The following is a 26,728-nucleotide window of genomic DNA, read 5'->3' as shown; positions in this document are numbered from 1 at the left end:
GACTTTTCTTATTAAAATCATTATTGATTATTCTTTAATGAAAGGCACGGAAGTATAGTTTTCGATACTTAAAATATACTGGCCTTTCTGAAGAGTATTGGTTTCAATCTTCATTTTCCGATCTGCAGTTGTTGTTTCATAAACTAACTTTCCGGAAAGATCAAAAATTTTCAAAGTAAGATTTTTCTCAATGTTTTCGATATGTAAATCTTCTTTTACAGGATTAGGATAGATAGTAAACACTTTCTTTATAAGTTCATTCTCTTTCGTGCTTAATTGCAAAGTATTGTTATAATACACTTTATTTCCCGAAGGATCTGTAATTACCAGTGTTTTTACATTGCAATTGGTGGTGATCTGGTAATTATAAACAGAGGCATAGCCGCCATCATTATAAACATCACAATTTTTCTGATCATAGTTACGTACCGCAAAAGCATTTCCTCCGTTGTAATACGCCAGTGTACATCCTCCGGCAGTCTTTATCATATTATTGCTTCCCGGCATGATCCCAAATCCCAGAAGAGAGGTATTATAATATTTTGAATTGAAAACATAACTGGTACCTCCTGCTGAATTAAAAGTGGAGGCAAGTACGCCGCCGTCAATTAAGGGAGTATTTGTGGTCTGTCCGCTGTTGGTTACCATCTTGGAAATATACCAGCTGTTAGAAAGTAATTCTGAGGTCTGAGCAGTTAATAAGCTGCTCGCAAGTAAAAGAAATAAAGTTTTTTTCATAAGGTTATAAATTTTCACAAAAATAAGAAAAAGAATCTTATCTCTAATGTGAAACTGCCTTCAATCCGATCACAGAACCGATCAAAGTAATGATGAAAAAAATTCTCCAGAAACTTACCGGATCCTTAAAAAAGAAAATACCCATTAAGACGGTGCCTACCGCACCAATTCCTGTCCATACTGCATATGCGGTACCGATAGGTAAAGTTTGGGTAGCTTTGATCAGCAGAAGCATGCTGATAGTTAAAGAGATAAGGAAGCCTGCAAACCATAAATACATAGTAGTGCCTGTTGTTTCCTTTACTTTTCCCAGACATGAAGCAAAGGCAACTTCAAATAATCCTGCAATAATTAATATAATCCAATTCATTTTTTAATTTTCTGATACAAATTTCCGGATTTAAAAATAAGTAATAAAGGTCATTATAAAATAAAGCAATAGTAACGCTTGCTTCTATGATCATTTTGCAAGGTGAGACTCTGTTTACATGACAGTCAATATTTCACAACAATTTTGATTTTTAATGTAATTTTATTAAATTGTAAGGATAAACGTTTAACCAAAATTACTGTTGAAGTTTGTTTATCATAATTATTTAATACTAATATAGAATAAGGAATAATATAATATTATTTTAATTTATTGATTTGTAGTCATTTAAAATAAATTGAATTTGATCTATAAGGATGGCCAAACTACAATTATTTTCCAAACAGCACAAATTATAGAGCTATTGTTTTAAATACGTTAATAAAATATTTTTGCACGAAAGTCAAGAAAAATGAAACGAGCTTCCATAAAAGATATCGCCAGAATTGCAGAAGTATCAGTTGCCACTGTTTCTTATGTCCTTAACAGGAAAGAAGGGAGCCGTATCAGTGAAGCCACGCGGAAAAAGGTGCTTGAAGTGGCGGAACATATTAATTATACGCCCAATAAAATAGCGAGAAGCCTGAAAATGAGTAAAAGTAAGCTGATCGGTTTAATTGTAGCAGATATCTCAAATGATTTTTATTCCAACATTGCCCGGAATATTGAGGATGAAGCCATGAAGCTGGGATATACGCTTCTGATCGGGAGCTGTGATGAAAACCCAGAAAAATTCAAAAAGCTTACGGAACTGTTTTCCGAGCAGCAGGTTGATGGGATGATCATTGCTCCGGTAGTGGATTCTGATGAATCCATCAATAAGCTGATCAAAGAAGAATATCCGGTGGTGACTATTGACCGTTATCTTAAAAATGTAAGCCTTCCCGGTGTTATGATTAATAATTCGGAAATTTCAGAGCATATCTGCGGTCATCTTGTGAACAGAAATTTTGATGAAATTATTTATGTCGGTTATGATACGAAGCTTCCGCATCTTCTGGACCGTCAGAATGGTTTTGATCAGCGAATCCTGAAATCGGATATTTCTGCCAAAAGGATTTTAACAGGAATCCATACCATCGCAGAAGAAATTCCTGCGAAGTTAAAAGAGAATCTTGATCTGTCGAAAAAAACAGCGATTTATTTTTCCAGCAATAAACTCGGGATTGCCGGCTTGCGGTATCTTATCGACCATAATATTAAAGTTCCGGAAGACCTTTCTGTAGTGGCATTTGATGAAACAGAGGCCTATTATCTTTTTCCTACTGAAGTCAGCTTTGTACGGCAGCCTTTAGCCGATATGGCAAAAGAATCGGTGAAGCTTCTTGACAGCCAGATCAACCAATATACGCCTGATGGGAAAAGGGTGACTTTACATGCACGGTTTATAGAACGAAATTCCGTAAAATAATTAAATACTGAATGAATGACAGATAAAAAGCCATATATCGTATGCTTCGGCGAAGTACTCTGGGATATTTTTCCGGAAGGTTCAAGACCGGGAGGAGCGCCATTTAATGTAGCGTACCATGTTCATAAAATGGGGATTGATGTGAAAATGCTCAGCAGAACAGGAAATGATGAATTGGGAAAAAAATTAACGGATCAGATCAGGAGTTGGGGAATCACTACCGATTATATTCAGGTTGATGAAAAACATCCTACCAGTACGGTCATTGCAAAGATCGATGAGCATAACGAAGCATCATATGAAATCATTAATCATGTAGCCTGGGATTATATCGAATACCTTCCGGAGCACAAAGAATTGGTTGAAAGCGCAGCAGCTTTTGTTTTCGGGAGTCTTTCAGCAAGAAATGAAACGACAAAAAATACGTTGCTTCAATTTCTTGAAGTGGCAAAGCTTAAAATTTTCGATGTTAATTTCAGGCCGCCTTTCATTGATAAGGAATTAGTCAAAAAACTTCTGCATACATCAGATATTGTTAAGATAAACAAATCTGAGCTGGGACAAATAATTGAAATGACCGGCAAGGAATATACAAATGAAGAAGAAGGTGTTGCATTTCTTAAGCAGCATTTTGGAATCCATGAAGTTGTTTTAACAAAAGGAAGTAAGGGGGCAAAGTATTTTACGGAAAATGAAAATTACAATCTTAAAGCTGTTCCTATTACAATTGCTGATACCGTAGGAAGCGGAGATTCATTTCTTTCAGGGTTTCTTTCAAAAAGAATTCAGAACGAGACCCCGGAAGAGATCATGAAGCAGGCTATTGCTTTGGGAGCCTGGATAACTTCGAAACCAGGAGCCTGCCCTGATTATGCCCTAAAGGAATTTGAACAGTTTAAACAGCTAAACTTCTAAAGTTATTTTGAGTATAGGTTTTAAAAAGTCTTGATCTTTTTGCTTTAAAGCCTTTTTTCTGGAATCGCTCGGAAGACCAGATTTGTTTTACTAACTTTGCAGCTTGTAATATATTTTTTATGCACAAAGCAGGATTTGTAAACATTGTCGGAAAGCCGAACGCCGGAAAATCTACCTTATTGAACCAATTAATGGGGGAGAAGCTGGCTATTGTAACCCAAAAGGCACAGACGACACGCCACAGGATTTTTGGGATTTATAACGAAGAAGATTTGCAGATCGTATTCTCAGATACTCCTGGAGTATTGGATCCTAAATACGGTTTACAGGAAAAGATGATGGATTTTGTAAAGGATTCTTTACAGGATGCAGATGTATTTTTATTCATTGTAGATGTTACCGATAAAGCCGAGCCTTCAGAATTTCTTATCGATAAGCTGAATAAAATTCCTGTTCCGGTTTTGCTTTTGCTCAATAAAGTAGACCAGACCAATCAGGAAGGCCTTGAAAAACTGGTAGAAGCATGGCATGAAAGGATCCCTAAAGCGGAGATCCTTCCGATATCTGCATTAAATGCTTTCAATACGGATATCATTTTGCCCAAACTGAAATCGATGCTTCCTGAAAACCCTCCTTACTACGATAAGGATCAATATACGGATAAGCCTGAAAGATTTTTTGTAAACGAGGCAATCCGTGAGAAAATTCTTTTAAATTATGAAAAAGAAATTCCGTATTCTGTAGAAGTGGTTACTGAACAGTTCAAGGAAAAAGAAGGGATCATCTTTATTGATTCTATTATTTATGTAGAGAGGGATACCCAGAAAGGGATTATCATTGGGCATAAAGGAGAAGCCATTAAAAAAGTAGGAACCGAATCAAGAATCGACCTGGAAAAATTTTTCAACAAAAAAATTCATTTAAATCTTTTTGTAAAAGTGAAAAAGGACTGGAGAAAAAATGACAGGGACCTCAAGAATTTCGGATACCGATAGACTAAAGAAGGCTAAAAACCGTTATATTAAAAGATTTTTCGTTATCTTTAATCAAATTTTAACTGAATGAATTCTTTAAACTCCGCACATTCTGATTCTGTTGTAAAAGATATTGTTTTATTGGTGGTGAGGGTATTTATTGGTTTTGCCATGTTGTCTCACGGGTTTCCGAAGCTTCAGATGCTGCTGGAAGGTGGTGATATTGAATTTTTCAATTTCCTCGGAATGGGCCCGAAGATTTCTTTAGGACTGACTGTTTTTGCAGAATTTGCATGTTCGATTCTTTTAATTTTAGGTTTGTTCTCAAGGGTCGCGTTAGGATTTCTGATCTTTACCATGATCATTGCTGCCTTTGCCGTTCACGGAGCAGACCCCTTCGAAAAAAGAGAGATGAGTCTTATCTATTTATCCATCTATCTTCTTCTGATGGTTTTCGGAGCAGGAAAGATCTCGGTAGATCACATGATAGAAAAAAGGAAGAGGGCTTCAGACTGGTAGTAGAGCGTATATAAAACTGAATAAAATAGGCTGTCTCAAAAGTGATTCAATTAACTTTTGAGACAGTTTTTATTTGTAGTTTATGACAGATAAGGTAGTCATTTATAGACTCAAGTTAATCAGGAGAACTTTATTATAGATTTATTCTGTCCATTTCTACATAAAAGCTGACAGTAAAATCACCATTTCTAATAATTGCTATACTATCCTGTATTTGGTTATTTACCTTTTTATATACCTTGGCTATCTTATATATTTTAAAAAAGTATTAAATTCGTCAAAAAGAGAATATAATGAAGATAAAACTCACCATCTGCCTGCTGGCTTTTCTTAATTTCTACGAAGCCCAGGAAAATATAACCTATCAGAAACCTTCTGCAGAAATACTTAAACTGGCTGATTATGAAAGACCTCCAAGTATATTGATGAACAGTAAAAAAGACTGGCTGGTTTTTACATATCGTCCCACTTATAAAACGCTGGAAGATCTCAGCCAGCAGGAAATGAAGCTGGGAGGATTAAGAATCAACCCCATTACCAATATTTCGAGTACCGCTACCTATATCAATAATCTGAAAGTCAGGAAAATTAATGACAAAACTGAAGTACAGGTTAAGGGTTTACCTGCCAGCCCTAAAATCACCTATACCTCATTTTCACCGGATGAAAAGAAATTAGCATTCACCAACACCACCAATAAAGGCGTAGAATTATGGATTGTTGATCTGGAAACTGCAACAGCAAAGAAAATTACTTCCGACAACCTGAATGCCAACCTGGGAAGTCCGTACATCTGGAACAAAGACTCCGGAAATCTGTTGATTAAAACCCTTCCCCAGAACAGGCCTGCTTTAATCGATTCCGGTAAAGACCTTCCTACCGGACCCATCGTATCTACGGCTGACGGCAAAGTTTCCCAGAACAGGACATATCAGGATTTGCTGAAAAATCCGCAGGATGAAAAGAATTTTGAAATCCTTACCGCTTCGGAAATTTACAATGTTGATATCAACGGAAATATAAAGAAGCTGAAGGATCAGGATATGTACACCGGAATAAGCTATTCTCCGGACGGCAACTATCTGATGGCTACGACTCTTAAGAAGCCTTTTTCTTACATTGTTCCTTTGAACAGGTTTCCGATGACCACTACGGTCTATGATGTGAACGGAAATGTAGTAAAAGTAGTGAACGAAACACCATTGAATGAGATCATGCCAAAGGGGTTTTCATCAGTAAGAACCGGGAAAAGAGATATGGCGTGGAGAAGCGACCTTCCTGCTACCTTAGTATATGCAGAAGCACTGGATGGTGGTGACCAGTCAAAATCAGCCGAGTTCAGGGATGAGATCTTTACATGGGACGCTCCGTTCGCATCAACTCCTAAATCATTTTTTAAAACTAGTCAGCGGTATGAAGGAACCAGCTGGACAAACGGGAATTATGCCATTGTTTACGAAGGCTGGTATGATACCAGAAATACAAAATCTTACCTTATTGACTTAAATAATGGAGCAACAAAAGTTATTGATGACCGGAATTACCAGGATGTCTACAGTGATCCCGGAAATTTCAATACCACTAAAAACCAGTACGGGAAATATGTAGTGGATATGAAGGGAGGAAAATCTTATCTGATCGGAGCCGGTTTCACCAAAGACGGACAGCATCCTTTTATTGATGAAATGGATATGAAGACTCTGAAGAAAAAAAGGCTGTATACTTCTCAACTTAAAAACGGAAAAGAAGAAATTATTGACATCCTCAATCCTTCAAAAGGTGAGATCCTGACGACCCAGCAGTCTCCAAGTTTGTACCCAAACTATTTCAGAAAAAATATTAAATCCAATAAAGCAGAAGCCATTACCAATTTTGCCAATCCTTTTGAAAGTATTAAGGATGTGTATAAAGAAGTCATTACCTACAAAAGAAATGACGGTGTTACTTTAACGGGAACTCTTTATTTACCCGCCAATTACGACAGGAAAGCGAAAAAAGAAAAGTTGCCGTTGCTGATCTGGGCATATCCTACCGAATATAAAGATAAAAATACAGCGGGGCAGAATACCCAGAATCCGAATGATTTTACATTTCCATACTACGGATCTTTCGTATACTGGACAACAAAAGGCTATGCCGTACTGGATGATGCTGCATTCCCGATTATAGGAGAAGGAAAAACAGAACCGAATGATACCTTTATTCCACAGCTCGTAGCCAACGGAAGGGCAGCCATTGATGCGGTAGACCAATTAGGATATATTGACCGGACTAAAGTAGCGGTTGGAGGACATTCTTACGGAGCTTTTATGACCGCCAATCTCTTGACCCACTCTAAAGATTATGCCTGCGGTATTGCAAGAAGCGGAGCTTATAACAGAACATTAACTCCGTTTGGATTCCAAAGTGAGCAGAGAAATTACTGGGATGTACCGGAAATTTACAATACCATGTCACCGTTTATGAATGCCGATAAAATGAAAACGCCGTTACTGCTGATTCACGGGGATGCCGATAATAATCCGGGAACCTTTACCTTGCAGACGGAAAGATATTTTCAGGCCCTGAAAAACCTCGGTGCTCCTGTAAAAATGGTACTTCTGCCTAAGGAAGCGCACGGATATGTTGCTAAGGAAAATATTTTGCATTTACTCTGGGAACAGGATCAGTTCCTGGAAAAATGTCTTAAGAAATAATATAAGTAACCCGTCCAGATCTGGACGGGTTACTTTTTTGGAAGTTAACATCCATTGATCTTAATTTATAGGACATCTTTGTTCTCACAGGTATGGAATACGCTAACCTTTTAACTAAACATCATATCTTTGTACAATAAGTTTGAGAATATGCAGGAATTAATATTCAGGAATGCCGCTATACAGGATTTACCAAAAATCGTTGAAATTTATAACTCTACCATTTCATCAAGAATGGTAACTGCAGATACGGAACCTGTATCGGTAGAAAGCAAAGTGGCATGGTTTCATGAGCATTACACTGAAACACGGCCGCTATGGATTGTAGAAGATATGCAGAACAATACACTCGGCTGGGTAAGCTTTTCTTCATTTTACGGCCGGCCGGCTTACAACGGAACGGTGGAGGTCAGTATTTATATGGACGAAACCTGCCGGGGAAAAGGCTTAGGAAAAAAAGTACTGAAATACTGTATTGATAATGCCGTGAAATTTGGTGTGAAAACATTACTTGGGTTTATCTTTTTACACAATGAACCAAGCATGAAGCTTTTCAGGCATTTCGGATTTGAAGCCTGGGGAACATTTCCTGATGTGGCAGTACTGGATGGAATCGAGCGGACCCTGGTGATTTTAGGAAAGAAAATTCATTGATATGAAATGATAATTAAAAGCGGTCTGTTAAGACCGCTTTTAATTATATATTCCGTTTAATTCTTCTGGCAGAAAGGTTTAAAAACCGTTTGACGAGCATCACTGCAGAAATCGTGAGTCCCAGTCCTAAAGCGATCCACATTCCGAATGCGCCCATTTTAAGGGTGACACAGAGAAAATATCCTAAAGGAATAGTAATCAGCCAGTAGGCAATAAAAGTGTAAATAGAAGGAATCTTCACATCCTGTAACCCTCTTAGTGTTCCTAAAGCCGTCACCTGAATTCCGTCTGACAATTGAAATAATGCTGCAATAATCATTAATTTTGAAGCCAGGCTGATAACTTCAATTTCTTCTTTCTTGGTGAAAAAGGTCGGAAGGATATTCCGTCCCAGGATAAAAACAATCCCGCAGATACACATAAAAATAAAAGCAATCTTCAGATTGTTAATTCCTACTTTCCTCAATTCCACATCATTCTGCTCACCGAGTTTCCTGCCGATCATCACTGTAGAAGCTACGCTAAATCCGATACAGAGATTAAAGGTAAAGGAGGCCATACTCAAAGCAATCTGATGGGATGCAATATCATGTGCGGAAATCAGTCCGCATATAAAAGCGGCACCCGCAAAAGCCGTAACTTCAAAAAACATCTGTAATGCCGTAGGAAGACCTAAGCGGATCATCTTGTCAAACATTTTTTTCGAGAACACTTCAATTTTCAGAGAAAAATCTTTAATATACTGTCTTGTTTTCTTTTCGTGTAAAAGAACAAAATACAGGAACACCACCATGAAAATCCGCGCGATTAAGCCCGCCAGTGCAGAACCTTTCACACCCATTTCAGGAAAGCCGAATAGTCCTTTAATAAACACATAATTCAGCACAATATTAATGACATTGGCAATAATGGTTGCTTTTGTTACCCCAATGGTGTAAGATAATCCTTCTGATACTTCTCTCAGGGTCTGAAATGCCATAAATGGAACGATGCTGATAGCCATAATGGTTAAGAAATCAACCGTGTCCGGAATAATTTTTTCAGGCTGTCCCGAATGATAGAGCAGCGGCATGGCCAAAAGCAATATCGCCATCAGCAGGATGCCAACCGTCATATTGATAATAAACCCATGGCTGAAAACAGAGTTGATGGTCTTATGATCATGTTTTGAATGTGCTTCCGATACCAATGGAGGGATGGCAAAGGAAAATCCTAATGCCAATACAAAAATGGAGAAAAATACCGCGTTTCCCAAAGAAACGGAGGCCAGCGCATCGGCACCCAATAATTTTCCGACAATAATATTATCAAATAAGTTTACTGATACTTGCCCAACCTGCGTCAGCATCACAGGCATTGCCAGGGTAAGGCATTCTTTGGTATAGTTTTTATGTAAAAAATTCATAGTGGTTTCTGGTTCGTATAGTTTAAAATTGGTTACAATTAAAATAATAAGATATTGCTATATAACCTGATTAATAATCATCAAAAATAGTATGTTTATAACCAGATTTAAATAATCTGAAATTAATTTTTTTTAATCTTATGGTATTTATAAAATCAAAAAAATTGCAGTACCAACGATACTGCAATTTTATATTTATTTAAAATAATGCTTACATTATTTCCTTACAAAACTTGCGACATCATCGGCAGAAACGGAATTGCCACCCAAAATGATAAGCCTTTCCACAACGTTTCTCAATTCTCTGACATTTCCGGTCCATGAAAGTGCTTTTAAAGCTTCTACCGCCTGGTCATCGAATTTTTTCACAGCTGTACCATGCTCGTCAGCAATAATCCCTGAGAAATGGTCTACCAGTAAAGCGATATCTTCTTTTCTTTCGTCGAGAGAAGGGACATAAATCTCAATGACAGAAAGCCTGTGATAAAGGTCTTCTCTGAATCTTCCGGCTTCAATCTCCTTCTGCATATTTTTATTGGTTGCAGCAAGAACCCTTACATCCACTTTAATTTCCTTGTCACTTCCTACCGGGGAAACTTTGCTTTCCTGCAAGGCCCTTAAAACTTTTGCCTGTGCAATTAAGCTCATATCACCGATTTCATCCAGGAAAATAGTACCTCCGTTTGCCTGTTCGAATTTTCCCTGCTTATCTTTAATCGCTCCTGTAAAAGATCCTTTTACATGGCCGAATAACTCAGATTCTATCAGTTCCGAAGGAATTGCTGCACAGTTTACCTCAACCATCGGTCCTCTCGCCCTGTCACTTTGGTTGTGAATTGCGTGAGCCACAAGCTCTTTTCCTGCACCGTTCGGCCCCGTAATTAAAACCCTTGCATCGGAAGCCGCTACTTTTTCAATCATATCCTGGATTTTCTTTAAACCTGCGGATTCACCGATCATCTGATACTTTTTGTTGACCTTCTTTTTCAGGGTTTTGTTTTCTGTCTGAAGGTTTTTATTTTCTTTTTTAAGATATTCTTTAGCTAAAGCATTTTTTACGCTTGTAATCAGTCTGTTGATATCGATAGGCTTAGAAATAAAATCGTATGCACCGTCTCTTAAACATGAAACTGCTGAATCAATATCGGCATGCCCGGAAATCATGATGAAGGTGGACTCCGGTTTTAAAGCCAAACTCTGTTTTAGAAGTTCGGTACCCGAAAGTTTAGGCATTTTAATATCAGAAATCACCAGGGCAAAATCTTCTTTTTCTATTTGTTTATAGCCTTCTAGGCCATCTTCAGCGATAATAAATTCGTATTCAGTAAGTTCATCGGATAGGATACTTTGGAGTACGCCTGAAATTGCTTTTTCGTCTTCTACAATAAGGATTTTTTGCATAGTTGCAAATTTAGATTTTTTGATTGAATTATTAGCAAAAACTATACCTAAATGATTCTATTTGGAATAATCCCTTCGCCCGAAAATAGCGGATCCGACACGTATAGAATTTGCACCGCACTCAATAGCGAGCGGGAAATCATCACTCATTCCCATTGAAAGAGTTTGCAGCGGTTTCAGCTTATTAAGTTCATCAAAAAGGTGTTTAAGTATTAGAAATTCGTTTTTGACCTGATCCTGATCTTCCGTAAAAGTAGCCATGCCCATCAATCCTGTAATTTCAATGTTTGTAAAATCACCGTTGATGTATTTGCGAAAGATTTCTTTTGCTTGTTCCGGTTCCAATCCAAACTTACTTTCCTCCTCAGCAATCTTTACCTGAAGCAATACTTTAATAATACGGCTATGTTTGGCAGCTTCTTTATCGATTTCCCTGATCAGCTTTTCAGAATCCACACTTTGTATAGTATCTACAAATCCGGCAATATATTTTACCTTGTTGGTCTGCAGATGCCCAATGATATGCCATTGGATATCTTTAGGAAGGAGAGGGGATTTCTCCGTCATTTCCTGTACTTTGTTTTCACCGAAAATCCTTTGTCCCAGATCATAAACTTCCTGAATGGCCGAAGCGGGATGTGTCTTTGAAACGGCTACCAATTGCACATGTTCCGGGAGCCGGCTTTTAATATCGTTGTACTGTTCGTGAATATTCATATCGCAAATTTCTGAAATTAAAAAACAAAAAGCAATGCGGTCAGGTACATATTGAGATTGATTTCCTAGATTTTAAGATAGGATTTCCTTAAGGTACAGCGCATTTTTAATGGCGGCCGTTCCCCAGGTATTATTGAAAAATATAAAAGCCTGTTGCTGACTGTTCTTAATTTTTTCTGCCAAAAGATCAAGAAATTCTTTGCTGTACTCAGATTTATACAAAACAGGCTTTCCATGCAGCCGATAGTATAAAATTTCAGGATGATTGGTTATTACATCTTCAGGCAGATTTCCGGGAAAGCTTACGCCTGAAAAGACAATATTATACGCTTTCAGGAGATTGAAAATTTCTTCGTGCCACCATGATTCATGGCGGAATTCAATCACATTCAGAAAATCAAAATCAAGATTATTGAGGATAAGCTCTGTATTTTCCTGGGCATTTTTAAAAGAAGGTGGAAACTGATACAGAAAACCGGAAAGCTTTTCTTTCAGATGATTCTGGATATGATGGCAGAATTCACTTATTTCTTCTTTACAGCCTTTCAGCCTTTGCTCATGGGAAATAGCTTTCGGGATCTTTATGAAAAACATAAAATCATCAGGGGTTTCTTCAGCCCATTTCAGAAGTGTTTTTGCCGTCGGTTTTCTGTAAAATGTAGAATTGATTTCCACAGAATTAAATTCTTTGGAATAAAGCATAAGATAGTCTTTACTTTTCGTATCCTCGGGGTACAGTGATCCCTTCCAGTCATTATTATAAAAACCTGAGCATCCGATATAAAGATTTTCTTTTTCCATATTTATTTGTTTAGATTGACAGAATTCAGCCGTAAAGAATTTAAAATCACCGACAAAGAGCTGACGCTCATAGCCGCCGCAGCGATCATCGGAGATAGTAAAATTCCAAAGAACGGATACAATAAGCCTGCCGCAACCGGAATACCCAATACATTATAAATAAAAGCAAAAAACAGATTTTCTTTGATGTTTCCAAGCAATTTTTCGCTGAGTATCCTGGCTTTTAAAACCCCGGAAAGATCACCTTTCAATAAGGTGATTGGTGCGCTTTCAATAGCAACATCTGTTCCGGTTCCCATGGCAATACCGATATTGGCCTGAGCCAAAGCGGGGGAGTCATTAATCCCGTCACCGGTCATGGCAACGATTTTGCCTTGTTGCTGTAATTTTTTAACTTCGTTGAGTTTATCTTCGGGAAGGCAACTGGCTTTAAAATGCAGGATTCCCAGTTCATCTGCAACAGCCTTAGCCGTATGTTCATTGTCTCCCGTCATCATGATAATATCAATCCCGTCCTCCAGCAGCTGCTTGACTGCTTCTTTAGAACTTTTCTTTATTTTATCCGTAAAGCTGATGAATCCCAACACTTCATTTCCCTGTGCCAGATAAGAAATGGTATGCGCTTTTGACTGAATTTCGGATGCCTTTTGTTTTAAGTGTTCAGGAATCGCAATGGAATGAGCAATCAATAAACTTTCATTTCCCAGATAAACGGTTTTCCCTTTGATATCTCCTTTAATTCCTTTGCCGGAAATATTTTCAAAATTCTCAGTTTTCTCAGGGGAAATATTTTTTTCCTTTGCTCTTTTGATGACCGCACCCGACAGAGGATGTTCTGAATTCTGGTTTAATGAATATGCCAGTTTTAAAATCTGCGAATGATCCTGGCTGTTATCGATTGTCTCAATATGTTCTACAAAAGGTTTTCCTTCAGTCAGGGTTCCTGTTTTATCAGTAATTAAGACATTTACCTTATTCATCTGCTCCAGAGCTTCTGCATTTTTGATAAGAACTCCATTTTTGGCTCCTTTGCCGATTCCCACCATTAATGACATTGGAGTGGCCAGTCCTAATGCACACGGACACGCAACAATCAGAACGGCAACGGCATTTACAAATGCAAATAAGCTTTTTTTACCTTCGGGGCCAAAAGACTGCCACAAGATAAAAGTGATTACTGCAATTAAGATCACCGCAGGAACGAATATTTTTGCCACCTTATCGGTCAGTTTCTGGATCGGGGCCTTACTTCGGCTGGCTTCATTAACCAATTTGATGATTTGGGAAAGCAGAGTTTCATCACCTACTTTTTCAGCTTTCATAATAAATACCTGATTGCTGTTGATCGTTCCCGAAGACACTTTATCATGTACATTTTTTTCCACAGGAACGGGTTCTCCCGTAATCATGCTTTCATCAACATATGAAGTTCCTTCGGTAATTTTACCATCTACCGGAATTTTCGCTCCTGGTTTTACTTTAAGCAGATCACCTATCTTTACCTGAGAGATCAGTACTTTTTTTTCTTCTCCATTTAACATGATTATTGCTTCTTCAGGGGAGAGATTCATAAGTTCCCGTATGGCATTACCCGTTTTATGATGAGCCAGAGCCTCCATCAGCTGACCTAAAATCACAAGAGTTAAAATGACACAGACCGCTTCGAAGTATAACGGGGTTTCATGATGAGATCCTCGGATTTCGTGTGGTATAAGATTCGGGAATATCAATGCTGCGATACTGAAAATGAATGCAGCCGTTACTCCCAGAGCGATTAAGCTGAACATATTCAGATTCATGGTTTTGAAAGAAACAAATCCTCTTTTCATCAAAAACCATCCCGAATAAAATAATACCGGAAGGGTTAAAGCAAGTTCTATAGTTCCTTGTACCTGATGCGAAAATGGAAAGCTGATCAGCATACCGCCCATCGAAAGAATAAAAACAGGGATGGTGAAGATTAATGAAATTATGAATTTTCTTTTCAATACACGATACATTTCGTCTTCATCGTCATTCTTATCAGGCATTTTTACCAAATCCATTCCACAAAGAGGGCAGTTTCCAGGCTCGTCCTGAATAATTCCCGGGTGCATCGGACAGGTATACTGCACATTACGCTTTTCAGGATATTTTACAAGGTCCATTCCGCATACCGGACAGCCTACGTTGCTGTCATATACTTTATCTCCTTCGCAATACATCGGGCAATAATATTTCCCGGCCATGGCATCGGTAATTTTTGGTGTATCCCGATGATAATGGTTGTAATGATGCGCATGGGTATGGGTTTCCGTATTTTTGACCAGTTCCTCCGTGATTTTTTCCAAATGCATATGACATACGGGGCAGTCACCTTTTTCTTCATACACTTTGTCTCCTTCACAAAACATTGGACAATAGTAGTTCCCGTTTTCATTTTTGAAGTTTTCCGGCAAATAAGTTGATAAATACTTAGGTCTATAGTTTGGATCTTTTGAGTGTTTTTCTTCAATTGGCACTAAGTACATATTACAAACCGGGCATCTTTTTCCCTGCTGGAAATAGACTTTTTCACCTTCACATTCCATCGGACAGTAATAAACTGAGGAAGGGGAGACGCGGTCCTGTGGCTTTACAGAAATCTTTTCCGGAGTTTTAGGATCTTCCAGCTTATAATTTCCTGTTTCTTCCAGGGCTTTATTTAAGAGATGTAATTCAATCTTTTTATCGGAAATGATGACTGCTGTATGATCTTCTGCATTGATCTCTACTTTAATGCCTTCAATGGTGTTCAGTTTTTCAAAAATCTTTTTCTGACATCCTGAGCAGGTCATTCCGAGGATTTTATATTGTTTTTGCATGATGCTTTAATTTATACTACAAATTTCCAAAATGAAGATGGAAACGTATTATAAATTTAAGGATAATGATTATAAAATTAGGCAGGAAAATTTTTGAATAAAATAGATTATTAAATATGGTCTAAAGGTTTTCTCTGATGAGTTTTCAGCTTTTTAAATTCGGTAGGTGTAAAACCCATAATATTCCGGAACTGTGACGAAAGGTGCTGAACACTTTTATAGCCTAACTTTCCGGCAATTTCAGTCAGGGTAAATTCGTTGTACAGAAGAAGCTCTTTTACTTTTTCGATCTTCTGGAGAATAAAAAACTGTTCAAGAGTCACCGCTTCGTTTTGGGAAAACGTTTTCGAGAGTGAACTGTAGTCTTTGTGTAATGAAGACCTAAGAAATTCAGATAAAAGAAAATCCTCTTGGATATCGAGCTCACTGATTTCAGTTATAATCAGATTCTTTATTTTTTCGACAAGCTGACGGGCATTATCTTTTATTCTTTCAAATCCTGTCTGCAGAAGATTCTCATCAATGGCTTGCATCATTGTACCGTTAATCTCAGATTCTGTTTCCACCACACCGAGATACACTGAGGTCATTTTAATTCCCGCTTCAGTAAAAATAGTTGAAACTGCAGAAATACATCTTCCGCATACCATATTTTTTATAAAGATCTTCATGACGGGTTATGATTACTCAGCCTGTCTTTTACAAACTCAACTTTTGTTTTCCCATGAGGCGCAGGATTTCCTTCTTCATCAAGGTTAACCATCACAATCCTTTCAACAGTAATGATGGTCTGGTGAGTCATTTTATTTCTCACATCGCATTTTAACGTAAGAGAAGTTGACCCGAAAGCAGAAACCTCAATACCGATTTCTATAATATCGCCCTGCTTGGCAGAACTGACAAAATTGATCTCTGAAATGAATTTGGTCACCACTTTTTTATTTTCCAGCTGGATGACCGCATACAGAGCAGCCTCTTCATCAATCCACTGTAGTAGTCTTCCTCCGAATAATGACTGGTTAGGATTTAGATCTTCAGGCTTTACCCACTTTCTGGTGTGATAATTCATAGTATAAAAATTTAAAGCACAAATTTACTGTTTAAAACTGATTTGTTCAATCAATAGGAATTGAGTTAGCCACAAAGAATGATTTACCGGCTCGATAATGTAATGAATGTATAATTGTATATATATATGCTGTTTTTGATCTCATTATCATTCAATGAGACATTCTGATTATAAATTTCACGCAGAATAGTTCATTATATTAAATATTATGACAGTATAATTGTTAGTCTTTAAAAGAATCACAATCTGATTGAAAAATTCACTAAAAATTTCCGAAAAAAAATTTTGTTATGAAATTAATAATCGTATCTTGCACCTGTCTTATATCTGGAATCAATATTTGTTCATTCTTTATGTTGCTTTTCTTTTATAAACCAAATCATTTTTAACATTTTTAATTTTTTTATTCAGATGAACATTTTTGTTTCAAACATCAATTACGCAACTAAAGATTATGAGTTGCAAGATTTATTTTCAGAATTTGGAGAAGTTTCTTCAGTAAAAATCATTACAGACAAAGAGACAGGTCGTTCTAGAGGTTTCGGTTTTGTTGAAATGGAAGATGCTGAAGGGCAGCAGGCTATTGAAGCTCTTAATCAAAAAGAATTCAACGGAAAAACACTTAATGTTTCAGAAGCTAAGCCAAGAGAAGAAAAGCCAAGAAGATCTTTCGGAGGTGGTAACACTGGCGGAGGTAACAGAGGCGGAAGCGGCGGTTACGGTGGCGGAAACAGAGGTGGAAGCGGTAGCGGTGGTTATGGTGGAAGCAGCAACAGAGGTGGAAGCGGCGGTTACGGCGGCGGTGGAGACCGTGGCGGAAACGGCGGTGGAAAACGTTGGTAAAAATATAGACGGCTTCAAATTGAAGCCGTTTTTTATTTGTAAGTTTAATGTCTATCCTTTTTTATCTTTCTTCTTTTTCTTATCCTTACCTTTCTTTTTATCTTTGGTTTTTTTAGCATTCAGAATTTCTTCAGCATATTCAAAAACCGGTTCTTTTACTTTTTCCGGGCCCGGCATAGAAATATCAATCCCTAAATCTTTGATATCTTCCTGCGAAATCATGTGTTCATTCATCAATAGCTCCAAAACTTCCTTCCCTGAATTGTTAAAAAATTTTTGTACAATTTCCTCCACCAGGAACTTACGGTATTCTTCAAATGGTACCACTGCGGTATACCTGAAAATCCGTCCCTCTTTTTCGGTAGATAAATAGCCTTTTTCAATAAGTATTTTTAAATAGGTGGAAACGGTATTCTGGTGGGGTTTGGGCTCTGGGTGCTGCTCCATAATATCCTTCAAATAAAACCTGTGAAGTTTCCACAACAGCCTCATTAAGTTTTCTTCAGCGGATGTAAGATGATTAATTTTCATATGAGATCCTTACGATTGAAATTGTATGTTGCAATAAAGATAAACAAAAGATACCATAAACGCAATTCCGGCGCCCATGAATACTTCTTTTGGGGTATGCCTTCCAACGACCACCCTTGTAATCCCTACTAAAACAGCAATTCCCAGCCAGGCTATTCCCAGAGTAGTATCCAAAGCAAAAAATAAAGCGGCAACAAATATATTAAATGCCGTATGCATCGAACTTTTAATATAATAATTGCTGAGCTGCATGGTTAAAAGCAGGATCAGAATGAAAAGCATGATTAAATCAACATGTCCTTTTTTAAAATAGTCAAAACCGATATAAACAAGAACACAGGCTGCGATAAAAAAATACAGTGATATCCTTTGCTTCCGGTTCGAGACATCCATATTGGTATACCTTCCAGTTTTTACATTCCATACGATCCAGGTAATGACGGGCAGTATAATTATCAATAAAATAGGAAGAAAGTACAGTAATGAAGCATGCAGGGAATATGTTTTCACGCTCATATAAAAGAAAAAGATCACCAGAGAAACCAATGGGTTGAAGAAATCCGATATGATTTTTGAGATTTTATAAATAATCGAGGTCTGTTTTTCTTCCATAAGTAAGTTTGAACATGTAAATATAATATTATAACTAAAAAACAATGGGTGTAAATACAATAAAAACGAAGTTTTTTTTATAATTTTGCTCAACTATTTCATAATAAATAAGCAAGAGCTCAACACATGAAAGAATTTTCTAAAGAGGTATACCTGAAGTGGTATGAAGATATGACAATGTGGAGAAGGTTTGAAGACAAATGCCGTTCTCTTTATTTAAAACAAAAGATCAGAGGTTTTTTACATTTGTATAATGGCCAGGAAGCTATTCCTGCCGGTTTTACCCATGCAATGGACTTAACCAAAGACAGTATGATTACCGCTTACCGATGTCATATTCATCCGATGGCTATGGGCGTAGACCCTAAAAGAATTATGGCAGAACTTTGCGGTAAGGCAACAGGTACGTCCGGAGGTATGGGTGGATCTATGCACATTTTCAGTAAAGAGCATCGGTTTTACGGAGGCCACGGTATTGTAGGAGGACAGATTCCTTTAGGTGCGGGTATTGCTTTTGCAGATCAGTATTTTGACAGAAAAGCGGTAAACATCTGCTTTTTCGGGGACGGAGCTGCTAGACAGGGTTCATTACATGAAACGTTTAACATGGCGATGAACTGGAAATTACCGGTGGTTTTTGTAGTGGAAAACAACCAGTATGCAATGGGTACTTCTGTAAAAAGAACGGCAAACCACGAAGATATCTATAAATTAGGTTTAGGCTATGAAATGCCTTGTCTTGCCGTAGATGCAATGGATCCTGAAAAAGTAGCCGAAGCTGCTTATGAAGCCATTGAAAGAGCAAGAAGAGGAGACGGACCTACTTTTATTGAGGCAAGAACTTACCGTTACAGAGGGCATTCAATGTCTGATGCGGAACCTTACCGTTCTAAAGACGAAGTGGCTATCCATAAAAAAGATGATCCTATTGAATTGATCAAAGCGAGAATCCTTGAAAATAACTGGGCAACGGAAGAGGAACTGGAAGCTACAGACAACAAATCAAGGGATTTCGTTGAAGAATGCATTGAGTTTATGGAAAATTCACCATATCCGGATCCTGAAAAAATCTATGAGTACGTATATGCTCAGGAAGATTATCCATTCTTAGACAAATTAGAGAACTAAAAGATAATAAGTCAATTTGAAAGTTTGAAAATTTGAAAATGATTTATTATCATATCTTTTTTAATTTTCAAATTACCAAATTACCAAATTTTCAAATTAAAATAAATTATGGCAGAAGTAATTACAATGCCGCGTCTTTCCGATACCATGACAGAAGGAAAGGTGGCAAAATGGCATAAAAACGTAGGAGATAAAGTAAAAGAAGGAGATATTTTAGCAGAGATCGAAACAGACAAAGCGGTTCAGGACTTTGAATCTGAGCTGGAAGGAACTCTTTTGTATATTGGTGTTGAAGAAGGAGGCGCTGCTGCGGTAGATTCTGTTCTTGCCATTATAGGTAAAGAAGGAGAAGATATTTCAGGGCTGACCGGCGGAGATGCTCCTAAATCTGATGATTCTGAAGAAAAGAAATCTGAAGAAGAATTAAAAACAGAGAATAACGCTACCAGCGTGGAACAAACCGATGCTGAGATTCCTGCAGGAGTGGAAGTGATTACCATGCCAAGACTTTCCGATACCATGACGGAAGGAAAAGTGGCTAAATGGCATAAAAACGTAGGCGATACTGTGAAAGAAGGAGACCTTCTTGCGGAGATCGAAACAGATAAAGCGGTTCAGGATTTTGAATCTGAATTTAACGGGATCCTTTTAAAACAGGGTGTTGAAGAAGGAGGAGCAGCTCCGGTTGATTCTGTATTGGCTATCATCGGACCTGAAGGAACAGATGTTTCCGGAGTAGATACCCCGAAAGCTGCTGATCAGTCATCAGAAAAGCCTGCTGAAAAAACAGCTGAAGTAAAAAAAGAAGAAGAAAAACAGGCTCCGGCTGAAAATTCTTCATCTTCTGACAGAGTGGCAATCTCTCCGTTGGCAAAGAAAATGGCCCAGGAAAAAGGAGTGGATATCCACGGTGTTCAGGGATCAGGAGAAAACGGAAGAATCGTTAAAAAAGATATTGAAAACTATACGCCTGCAGCTAAACAGGAAACTGCTCAAGCAACTCAGGCATCATCTGCAGCGGCTCAGGTAGCAGTAAGCTTTGTTCAGGGCGAGGATACGGAAACTCCGAATTCACAGGTAAGAAATATTATTGCGAAACGTCTTTCCGAAAGTAAATTCTCTGCGCCTCACTACTATTTGATGGTAGAAATCAATATGGACAAAGCCATTGAAGCCAGAAAAGAAATCAATTCCTTACCGGATACAAAAATTTCTTTTAACGACATGATTATCAAAGCTACCGCTGTTGCCCTGAGAAAACATCCGCAGGTAAATTCAAGCTGGGCTGGTGATAAGATTATTCACAGAGGAAACATCAATATCGGTGTGGCAGTTGCTATTCCGGACGGTTTGGTGGTTCCGGTACTTAAAAATACCGACCAGATGAACTATACGCAGATTTCTGCTGCGGTAAAGGATATGGCCGGAAGAGCGAAATCCAAAGGTCTTAAGGCAAATGAAATGGAAGGTTCCACATTTTCTATTTCCAACCTTGGAATGTTCGGGATTGAAACGTTTACCAGCATCATTAACCAGCCTAACGCAGCCATTCTTTCAGTAGGTGCCATCACAGAGAAGCCTGTTGTGAAAAATGGTCAGATCGTAGTCGGAAATATAATGAAGCTTTCACTGGCATGTGACCACAGAGTGGTAGACGGTGCTACAGGAGCACAGTTCCTACAGACTTTAAAAACCTATTTAGAAAGTCCATTAACTTTGTTACTGTAATTTTTTAAATTTTTCATAAAAAACCTCTCCATTCCGAGAGGTTTTTTCATTACTATTAATTTTTAGTGATATTAAAAAAAGTTAAAAAGCAACAGATCTCAAAACCATTTATTACTGTCAAAAATTGTCATTATATAAAATCAATTTACTATTTTTGAATCATGATTAAAGCAAGGAATATCCATAAATTTTATGGGAATTTACAAGTATTGAAAGGCGTTGATATCCATATTAAAACGGGAGAGGTAGTATCAATTGTCGGTGAATCCGGAGCAGGAAAATCTACGTTGCTGCAGATTCTGGGAACATTGGATCAGCCAAGCTATTCAAATAAATACAATACCGAAATAACCATCGCTCAAGAGTCTTTTATCAATATGAACGACAGACAGCTTTCTAAATTCAGAAACCAGAATATTGGCTTCGTATTTCAATTTCATCAGCTGCTTCCAGAATTTACCGCTTTGGAGAATGTTCTGCTGCCTACAAAAATTGCCGGAGCGAATGAAAAAGAAACCACCGAGAAGGCGTATGCTTTATTTGAAGACCTGAAAATCGAGCAAAGGCTGCACCATAAGCCCAATCAGCTCTCAGGAGGGGAAGCACAGAGGGTAGCGGTGGCCAGAGCTTTAATCAATTCCCCTAAGATTATTTTCGCAGATGAGCCTACAGGTAATCTCGATTCAAAAAATGCAGATGATCTTCACCGTTTGTTTTTTGATTTAAGAGACAAGTATAACCAGACATTTGTCATTGTTACCCACAACCCAAATCTTGCAGAAATCACTGACAGGAAATTGGTAATGAAAGACGGAATGATCATTGAATAAAATTGATAATCGCATGATGAAAAACTTTATTATTGTATTGGCTTTCCTGAGCTTCAATTCAACAATCAGATCTCAATCATCATCTGCTGTTAATGATCTGCCCCAATCAAAAATTTCTGAGATTAAGAATTTTCTTAAAGGAAAAAACTACAATCAGAATCTTGCTGTTTTTATTAATTTTAAAATCCATTCCGGGAAGTACAGGTATTTTATATACGACCTTAAGAACAATAAAATAATACAGAAAGCTATTGTAGCACATAGTGAAGGTTCGGTTGTTAAAAATTCGGAAACTTTAAAGTTTAGTAATACAGACGGTTCCCATCAGTCTTCTTTAGGTAAGTATGAAATTGGCGAAAGTTATTCCGGAAAATTCGGGAAAGCGTACCGTTTGAAAGGCCTTGACGAAACCAACAGTAATGCCATGCCCAGAGCTATTGTTCTTCATTCCTATTATTGTGTGCCCGATCAGGAATCGAAAAGCCTTACCTGTTTAAGTTTCGGATGTCCTATGCTTTCCAAGAATGCGTTCCGGGAAACGGCACAATATCTTGATGAATCAAAAAGCCCTGTAATTTTATATGCTTTTTATTAACGAAACGATGAAAAAATATGTCTATAAAATTTCTTGCTGAAGACGACCGTCCCCGTGAAAAATTTTTTCAGAAGGGCAAGAATTCATTGTCTGATTCCGAACTGTTGGCCATTATCATGAGAAATGGAAACAAAGATGAAAGCGCTTTGGAACTGGGCCAGAAAATACTGGCTTCGGTGGATAACAATTGGCACCGCTTGAGCCTGCTCTCTATTCAGGACCTTATGAAATTTAAAGGAGTGGGAAAAGTAAAGGCGATCTCTATTGCCACAGCATTGGAAATTGGAAGAAGAAGAGCAAGACAGGAAACTTCGGACATCAAAGTTATTTCCGGTAGTAATGACGCCTATTTGATTTTCAAAAATCAAATGTCGGATCTACGGACAGAAGAATTTTGGGCCATCTTCCTTAATCAAAGAAACAAAATCATTCATACGGCTAAACTGACCGAAGGCGGAATCAGCCAGTCTATTGTAGATGTCAGAGTCTTATTCAAAACGGCTTTGGATCATTTTTCAACGGGAATTATTGTGGCGCACAATCATCCTTCAGGAAATTTAAAACCAAGCCGGGAAGATATTGATATCACGCAAAAGATAAAAGAAGCCGGGAGAATATTGGGCATCCAGCTTCTGGACCATCTCATTATTACCCAAAACGCATATTTTAGCTTTTCAGACGACGGAATATTATGATCAGACGATTAAAGTATAATGAAATTGATTTTGATAAATATAGCAGGTGCCTGGAAAATTCTGAGCAGAGAAAATATTCTGCCTCTAAGCTTTTCCTTGATATTACAGCCCGTAAAAACTGGGAGATTCTGGTTTTAAACGATTATGAAGCTATAATGCCTGTTCCATTCATACGAAAATTCGGATTAAAAATAATTATTAATCCCAGGCTTTGCCAGCAATTGGGCATATTTTCTGAAAAAGATGATGTCCATGTAAATGATCATTTTTTAACCTTTTTTAAAAAAAAATATAACATCTGGTACTATCCTTTTAATGATCAGAATACATTTAGCATACCATTAAATCAAAGAAAGAATTTTCTTATTCCTCCTGCAGAATACGAGGTGGTTAGGCAGAAATATTCACCGAAAAGAAAAAGGAAATTAAGGCTTGATGAAGAAGTGCTGGCCCTATCTGAAATAAAAGACCTTTCAATGCAGGAAGCATCTTCCTTTATTTCTGAACATTTGATCGGTACAAAGAATGACCATGATAAGCAGGAATTCATAAAGACTTTCCAAGATTTTGATAAGGCAGGCTCGCTTACGATCACTTCTTTTTTGTATGAAAATAAAATCATCAATTCTATTGCAGTGTATCATGACGATAAAACAGCTGCATTGCTTGGGACATTCAATGATAAAGAATTTGTGAAACTCTCCGGCTCTTCAGTATTGATTGACCATGTCATTAAGAAAAATATTAAAAATAAAATTTTTGATTTTGAAGGAAGTGAAGTTTCTGCTATTGAAGAATTTTTCAGAGGATTCCGTCCCGAATTAAAGCCTTATCCATTTCTGAGAAATTCTAAAAAAGAAATTGCCAAAGAGGTATTGATATTAGAAAAATTTAAAAATAACTTCCTGTAAATAAATATTTTAATCCACTCACTTGAGTGTCGTAAAAACTATACAATCGCTATTAACTATAAGATAATCAATATCTGATATTGTCGTCTTGATTATTAATAAATTTACATCATAAAAATGATAATACCATGTTAAATAAGATCCGTAACTATAAAATAACGTACATGCTTTTCAATTTTTTCAACAAGAGAAAACTGAAACATAATATTCCGTTATATAAAAAGTATAAAATTAATAAAAACTATTACTCAAGTATATCCAGCAAAGACTTTTCACATCTCACTCCTTATGAGAGAAAAATTGACGAGCAACACTTAACCAATACTGCTTTGTATAAAAATCTTTCTGAAGAAAATAAGAAAAGTGCAGATCAATATGATGATAATGGCTACCTGATTCTGAAAAATTATCTTAGTGCTGAAACAGCAGATGCCATCAATTCTGAAATTGAAAAGCTTGTCAGTAATGAAACCTTGAAATTCAGGTATGGAGGGAAGCTTATGTTTGCCATTCACCATTCCGATCTCCTGCGCAATATTGGTACCGATAAAAACCTGTTGGAGTTCCTTTCTGTTTTACTGGATGGGAAAGCTAAACTTTTCCAGAGCATTAACTTTATCAACGGGAGCCAGCAAAAAACCCATTCGGACAGTATTCATATGACGACTTATCCGTTGGGAGGTCTTTTGGGAGTCTGGATTGCTTTAGAAGATGTGGATGAAAATAACGGAGCATTGCACTATATTCCGGGAAGCCATAAATTACCTTATTTCCTGAATTCCGATTATGATAACGAAGGAACCTTTTTTAAAATAGGCAAAAAGAGCTATAAGGAATATGAACTGTTTCTTGAAAGCAAAGTAAGAGAAATGGGATTGAAAAAGGAAATTTTTAATGCTAAAAAAGGGGACTTATTAATATGGCACGCCAATATACTGCATGGTGGTGAACCTCATATTGACAAAACGAGAACCAGAAAAAGCCTTGTATACCACTATTTTGATGAAAACAGCATATGTTATCATGAAGTAACACAACGGCCTGCTTTATTTGAAGCATAATTCAGAAATTATCATTAATTTTGCTACCTCAAATTATGGCAAATTTTTCAGGATATTTACCCTATGCTTTTGCATTGATTATTGCAATACCGTTTCTGGTTTTGCTAAGACAATTTGTATTCACTTATATTAAACTTAAAGAGCAGGAAATAAAACTTCTTTCCGTAAAATCGAATTCACAGAACAAGACCCAGTCTTATGAAAGAATGATTCTTTTTCTGGAAAGAATGAAGCCGTCAAATCTTATTCAGCGATTCGATAAAGAACTGGCTGTCCATGAGTTTATCTTTTTAACGGAAAAATCAATTCAGGATGAGTTTGAATACAATTCTTCACAGCAGCTGTATGTGACAAAAAATTCCTGGCAGAACATTGTCGATTCGAAAAATGCAGTCGTGAGCCTGCTTCATAAAACCTATGAAGGAATTAACAGCAATACTGATCTTGATGAATTTAAAACCATATTCATTATGAACTACATGAATGGTGATGACTATATCTCAGCAACCATTGATGATATGAGGAAAGAAATCTTAATAATAGCTTAACTAAAAAAAATAAAATTAAATAATGATTCCAAATTTTAAAGCACATCCATGGCACGGGATTTCTGCGGGAGAAGATGCGCCGAACGTTGTTAATGTTTTCGTGGAAATTGTTCCTTCGGACACTATTAAATATGAAGTGGATAAAGAAACCGGGTTTTTAAAGGTAGACAGGCCCCAAAAGTTTTCCAATATCATTCCTGCGTTATATGGTTTTGTTCCAAGAACGTATTGTGATGCTGCCGTGATGAATCTTGCAGTGGAGAGAGGGGCAGAAGATGTAACGATGGGAGATCATGATCCGCTGGATATCTGTGTATTGAGTTCTCACAACATTCATGCAGGAGGCTTATTGATGGAAGCTATTCCGATCGGAGGTTTTAAAATGATCGATGGTGGTGAAGCTGATGATAAGATTGTTGCGGTAATGATCGGAGACCACGCTTTCGGACATTTCAGGGATATTTCAGAATTGCCTGAAGCTGAAGTGAAACGATTAATGCATTATTTCCTGACCTATAAAAATTTACCTGATGAGCCTGCGAAATGCAGAATCCAGGAAGTATACGGGGCTGAACATGCCAAAAGAGTAATCAAAGCTTCTCAGGAAGATTACGCTAACAAATACGGAGGATAGAATTCTCATAAAATATAAAATTAAGAGGCTGTCCAAAAAGTTTGGTCAGCCTCAATTTTTTGTTGAGATTATCTCTAAAAAAGCTATCTTAGAGTTGCA

General features: G+C 37.3%; 27 protein-coding genes. 16 read left to right on the top strand and 11 right to left on the bottom strand.

Annotated elements, in window-relative coordinates; all coding sequences use genetic code 11:
* Nucleotides 1–27: 27 nt before the first annotated feature.
* Both MKJ01_RS11180 and MKJ01_RS11175 read right to left on the bottom strand, forming a co-directional pair.
* A complete protein-coding gene (locus MKJ01_RS11180) occupies nt 28–738 on the bottom strand; it encodes a T9SS type A sorting domain-containing protein (protein WP_241614135.1) in 711 nt (236 codons plus the stop codon).
* Between the two features lie 43 nt (nt 739–781).
* On the bottom strand, nt 782–1,108 hold the full coding sequence (locus MKJ01_RS11175) for a multidrug efflux SMR transporter (protein ID WP_241614136.1): 327 nt from the start codon (nt 1,106–1,108) through the stop codon (nt 782–784).
* Nucleotides 1,109–1,520: 412 nt separating this feature from the next.
* Between MKJ01_RS11175 and MKJ01_RS11170 the strand changes: the two genes are divergently transcribed.
* The 6 genes from MKJ01_RS11170 (at nt 1,521) to MKJ01_RS11145 (ending at nt 8,277) form a co-directional block, all read left to right on the top strand.
* Nucleotides 1,521–2,519 carry a LacI family DNA-binding transcriptional regulator gene (locus MKJ01_RS11170; protein WP_241614137.1) on the top strand — a complete coding sequence of 333 codons (999 nt, stop codon included), beginning with the start codon at nt 1,521–1,523 and terminating at the stop codon, nt 2,517–2,519.
* 15 nt (nt 2,520–2,534) lie between these two features.
* Nucleotides 2,535–3,434 carry a carbohydrate kinase gene (locus MKJ01_RS11165; protein WP_241614138.1) on the top strand — a complete coding sequence of 300 codons (900 nt, stop codon included), beginning with the start codon at nt 2,535–2,537 and terminating at the stop codon, nt 3,432–3,434.
* 119 nt (nt 3,435–3,553) lie between these two features.
* Nucleotides 3,554–4,429 carry a GTPase Era gene (gene era / locus MKJ01_RS11160; RefSeq protein WP_241614139.1) on the top strand — a complete coding sequence of 292 codons (876 nt, stop codon included), beginning with the start codon at nt 3,554–3,556 and terminating at the stop codon, nt 4,427–4,429.
* A gap of 66 nt (nt 4,430–4,495) precedes the next feature.
* Entirely contained in the window at nt 4,496–4,927 is a 432-nt protein-coding gene (locus MKJ01_RS11155; protein ID WP_241614140.1) for a DoxX family protein, read from the top strand.
* Nucleotides 4,928–5,220: 293 nt separating this feature from the next.
* Nucleotides 5,221–7,623 carry a S9 family peptidase gene (locus MKJ01_RS11150; protein ID WP_241614141.1) on the top strand — a complete coding sequence of 801 codons (2,403 nt, stop codon included), beginning with the start codon at nt 5,221–5,223 and terminating at the stop codon, nt 7,621–7,623.
* A 150-nt stretch (nt 7,624–7,773) separates the two neighbouring features.
* Nucleotides 7,774–8,277 (top strand): GNAT family N-acetyltransferase, encoded by a 504-nt coding sequence (locus MKJ01_RS11145; RefSeq protein WP_241614142.1) that lies wholly within the window; start codon nt 7,774–7,776, stop codon nt 8,275–8,277.
* Between the two features lie 43 nt (nt 8,278–8,320).
* Here MKJ01_RS11145 and MKJ01_RS11140 read toward each other — a convergent pair whose 3' ends face one another.
* The 7 genes from MKJ01_RS11140 to MKJ01_RS11110 all read right to left on the bottom strand — a co-directional run bounded on the left by MKJ01_RS11140 (nt 8,321) and on the right by MKJ01_RS11110 (nt 16,513).
* Nucleotides 8,321–9,682 carry an MATE family efflux transporter gene (locus tag MKJ01_RS11140; protein WP_241614143.1) on the bottom strand — a complete coding sequence of 454 codons (1,362 nt, stop codon included), beginning with the start codon at nt 9,680–9,682 and terminating at the stop codon, nt 8,321–8,323.
* 216 nt (nt 9,683–9,898) lie between these two features.
* Nucleotides 9,899–11,083, bottom strand: coding sequence for a sigma-54 dependent transcriptional regulator (locus MKJ01_RS11135; protein ID WP_241614144.1), 1,185 nt, complete (start codon nt 11,081–11,083; stop codon nt 9,899–9,901).
* Nucleotides 11,084–11,140: 57 nt separating this feature from the next.
* The gene (locus MKJ01_RS11130; RefSeq protein ID WP_241614145.1) at nt 11,141–11,800 is read right to left on the bottom strand and encodes a YggS family pyridoxal phosphate-dependent enzyme; all 660 of its coding nucleotides are present in this window, start codon (nt 11,798–11,800) and stop codon (nt 11,141–11,143) included.
* Nucleotides 11,801–11,872: 72 nt separating this feature from the next.
* Nucleotides 11,873–12,601 (bottom strand): DUF72 domain-containing protein, encoded by a 729-nt coding sequence (locus MKJ01_RS11125; protein ID WP_241614146.1) that lies wholly within the window; start codon nt 12,599–12,601, stop codon nt 11,873–11,875.
* A 2-nt stretch (nt 12,602–12,603) separates the two neighbouring features.
* On the bottom strand, nt 12,604–15,444 hold the full coding sequence (locus tag MKJ01_RS11120) for a heavy metal translocating P-type ATPase (protein WP_241614147.1): 2,841 nt from the start codon (nt 15,442–15,444) through the stop codon (nt 12,604–12,606).
* A 110-nt stretch (nt 15,445–15,554) separates the two neighbouring features.
* On the bottom strand, nt 15,555–16,115 hold the full coding sequence (locus MKJ01_RS11115) for an AraC family transcriptional regulator (protein WP_241614148.1): 561 nt from the start codon (nt 16,113–16,115) through the stop codon (nt 15,555–15,557).
* Nucleotides 16,112–16,513: an acyl-CoA thioesterase gene (locus MKJ01_RS11110; RefSeq protein WP_241614149.1), complete on the bottom strand. Its 402-nt coding sequence runs from the start codon at nt 16,511–16,513 to the stop codon at nt 16,112–16,114. The genes MKJ01_RS11115 and MKJ01_RS11110 overlap by 4 nt, the downstream gene beginning before the upstream one ends.
* Before the next feature lie 411 nt (nt 16,514–16,924).
* Here MKJ01_RS11110 and MKJ01_RS11105 point away from each other — a divergent pair, with 411 nt between their 5' ends.
* The gene (locus MKJ01_RS11105) at nt 16,925–17,356 is read left to right on the top strand and encodes an RNA-binding protein (protein WP_241614150.1); all 432 of its coding nucleotides are present in this window, start codon (nt 16,925–16,927) and stop codon (nt 17,354–17,356) included.
* A 51-nt stretch (nt 17,357–17,407) separates the two neighbouring features.
* On the opposite strand, the gene MKJ01_RS11100 is transcribed toward MKJ01_RS11105, so the two are convergent.
* Nucleotides 17,408–17,887: a BlaI/MecI/CopY family transcriptional regulator gene (locus tag MKJ01_RS11100; protein ID WP_241614151.1), complete on the bottom strand. Its 480-nt coding sequence runs from the start codon at nt 17,885–17,887 to the stop codon at nt 17,408–17,410.
* Nucleotides 17,888–17,896: 9 nt separating this feature from the next.
* Nucleotides 17,897–18,499, bottom strand: coding sequence for a phosphatase PAP2 family protein (locus MKJ01_RS11095; protein WP_241614152.1), 603 nt, complete (start codon nt 18,497–18,499; stop codon nt 17,897–17,899).
* A gap of 126 nt (nt 18,500–18,625) precedes the next feature.
* Between MKJ01_RS11095 and pdhA the strand changes: the two genes are divergently transcribed.
* The 9 genes from pdhA to MKJ01_RS11050 all read left to right on the top strand — a co-directional run bounded on the left by pdhA (nt 18,626) and on the right by MKJ01_RS11050 (nt 26,629).
* A complete protein-coding gene (pdhA, locus tag MKJ01_RS11090) occupies nt 18,626–19,627 on the top strand; it encodes a pyruvate dehydrogenase (acetyl-transferring) E1 component subunit alpha (protein ID WP_241614153.1) in 1,002 nt (333 codons plus the stop codon).
* Between the two features lie 108 nt (nt 19,628–19,735).
* Nucleotides 19,736–21,355 (top strand): pyruvate dehydrogenase complex dihydrolipoamide acetyltransferase, encoded by a 1,620-nt coding sequence (locus MKJ01_RS11085; protein WP_241614154.1) that lies wholly within the window; start codon nt 19,736–19,738, stop codon nt 21,353–21,355.
* Nucleotides 21,356–21,516: 161 nt separating this feature from the next.
* Entirely contained in the window at nt 21,517–22,185 is a 669-nt protein-coding gene (locus tag MKJ01_RS11080; RefSeq protein WP_241614155.1) for an ABC transporter ATP-binding protein, read from the top strand.
* A 13-nt stretch (nt 22,186–22,198) separates the two neighbouring features.
* Entirely contained in the window at nt 22,199–22,780 is a 582-nt protein-coding gene (locus MKJ01_RS11075) for a murein L,D-transpeptidase catalytic domain-containing protein (protein WP_241614156.1), read from the top strand.
* Nucleotides 22,781–22,797: 17 nt separating this feature from the next.
* On the top strand, nt 22,798–23,475 hold the full coding sequence (radC, locus tag MKJ01_RS11070) for a DNA repair protein RadC (protein WP_241614157.1): 678 nt from the start codon (nt 22,798–22,800) through the stop codon (nt 23,473–23,475).
* Entirely contained in the window at nt 23,472–24,386 is a 915-nt protein-coding gene (locus MKJ01_RS11065) for a hypothetical protein (protein ID WP_241614158.1), read from the top strand. The genes radC and MKJ01_RS11065 overlap by 4 nt, the downstream gene beginning before the upstream one ends.
* A 164-nt stretch (nt 24,387–24,550) precedes the next feature.
* Nucleotides 24,551–25,447, top strand: coding sequence for a phytanoyl-CoA dioxygenase family protein (locus MKJ01_RS11060; protein ID WP_241614159.1), 897 nt, complete (start codon nt 24,551–24,553; stop codon nt 25,445–25,447).
* Between the two features lie 35 nt (nt 25,448–25,482).
* Nucleotides 25,483–25,995, top strand: coding sequence for a hypothetical protein (locus tag MKJ01_RS11055; RefSeq protein ID WP_241614160.1), 513 nt, complete (start codon nt 25,483–25,485; stop codon nt 25,993–25,995).
* Between the two features lie 22 nt (nt 25,996–26,017).
* Nucleotides 26,018–26,629 (top strand): inorganic pyrophosphatase, encoded by a 612-nt coding sequence (locus tag MKJ01_RS11050; protein ID WP_241614161.1) that lies wholly within the window; start codon nt 26,018–26,020, stop codon nt 26,627–26,629.
* The last annotated feature ends 99 nt before the right edge of the window (nt 26,630–26,728 follow it).

The sequence above is a fragment of the Chryseobacterium sp. SSA4.19 genome, from assembly GCF_022601875.1.
Taxonomy (GTDB): Bacteria; Bacteroidota; Bacteroidia; order Flavobacteriales; family Weeksellaceae; genus Chryseobacterium.
This window is presented reverse-complemented; position numbering and strand designations above follow the sequence as displayed.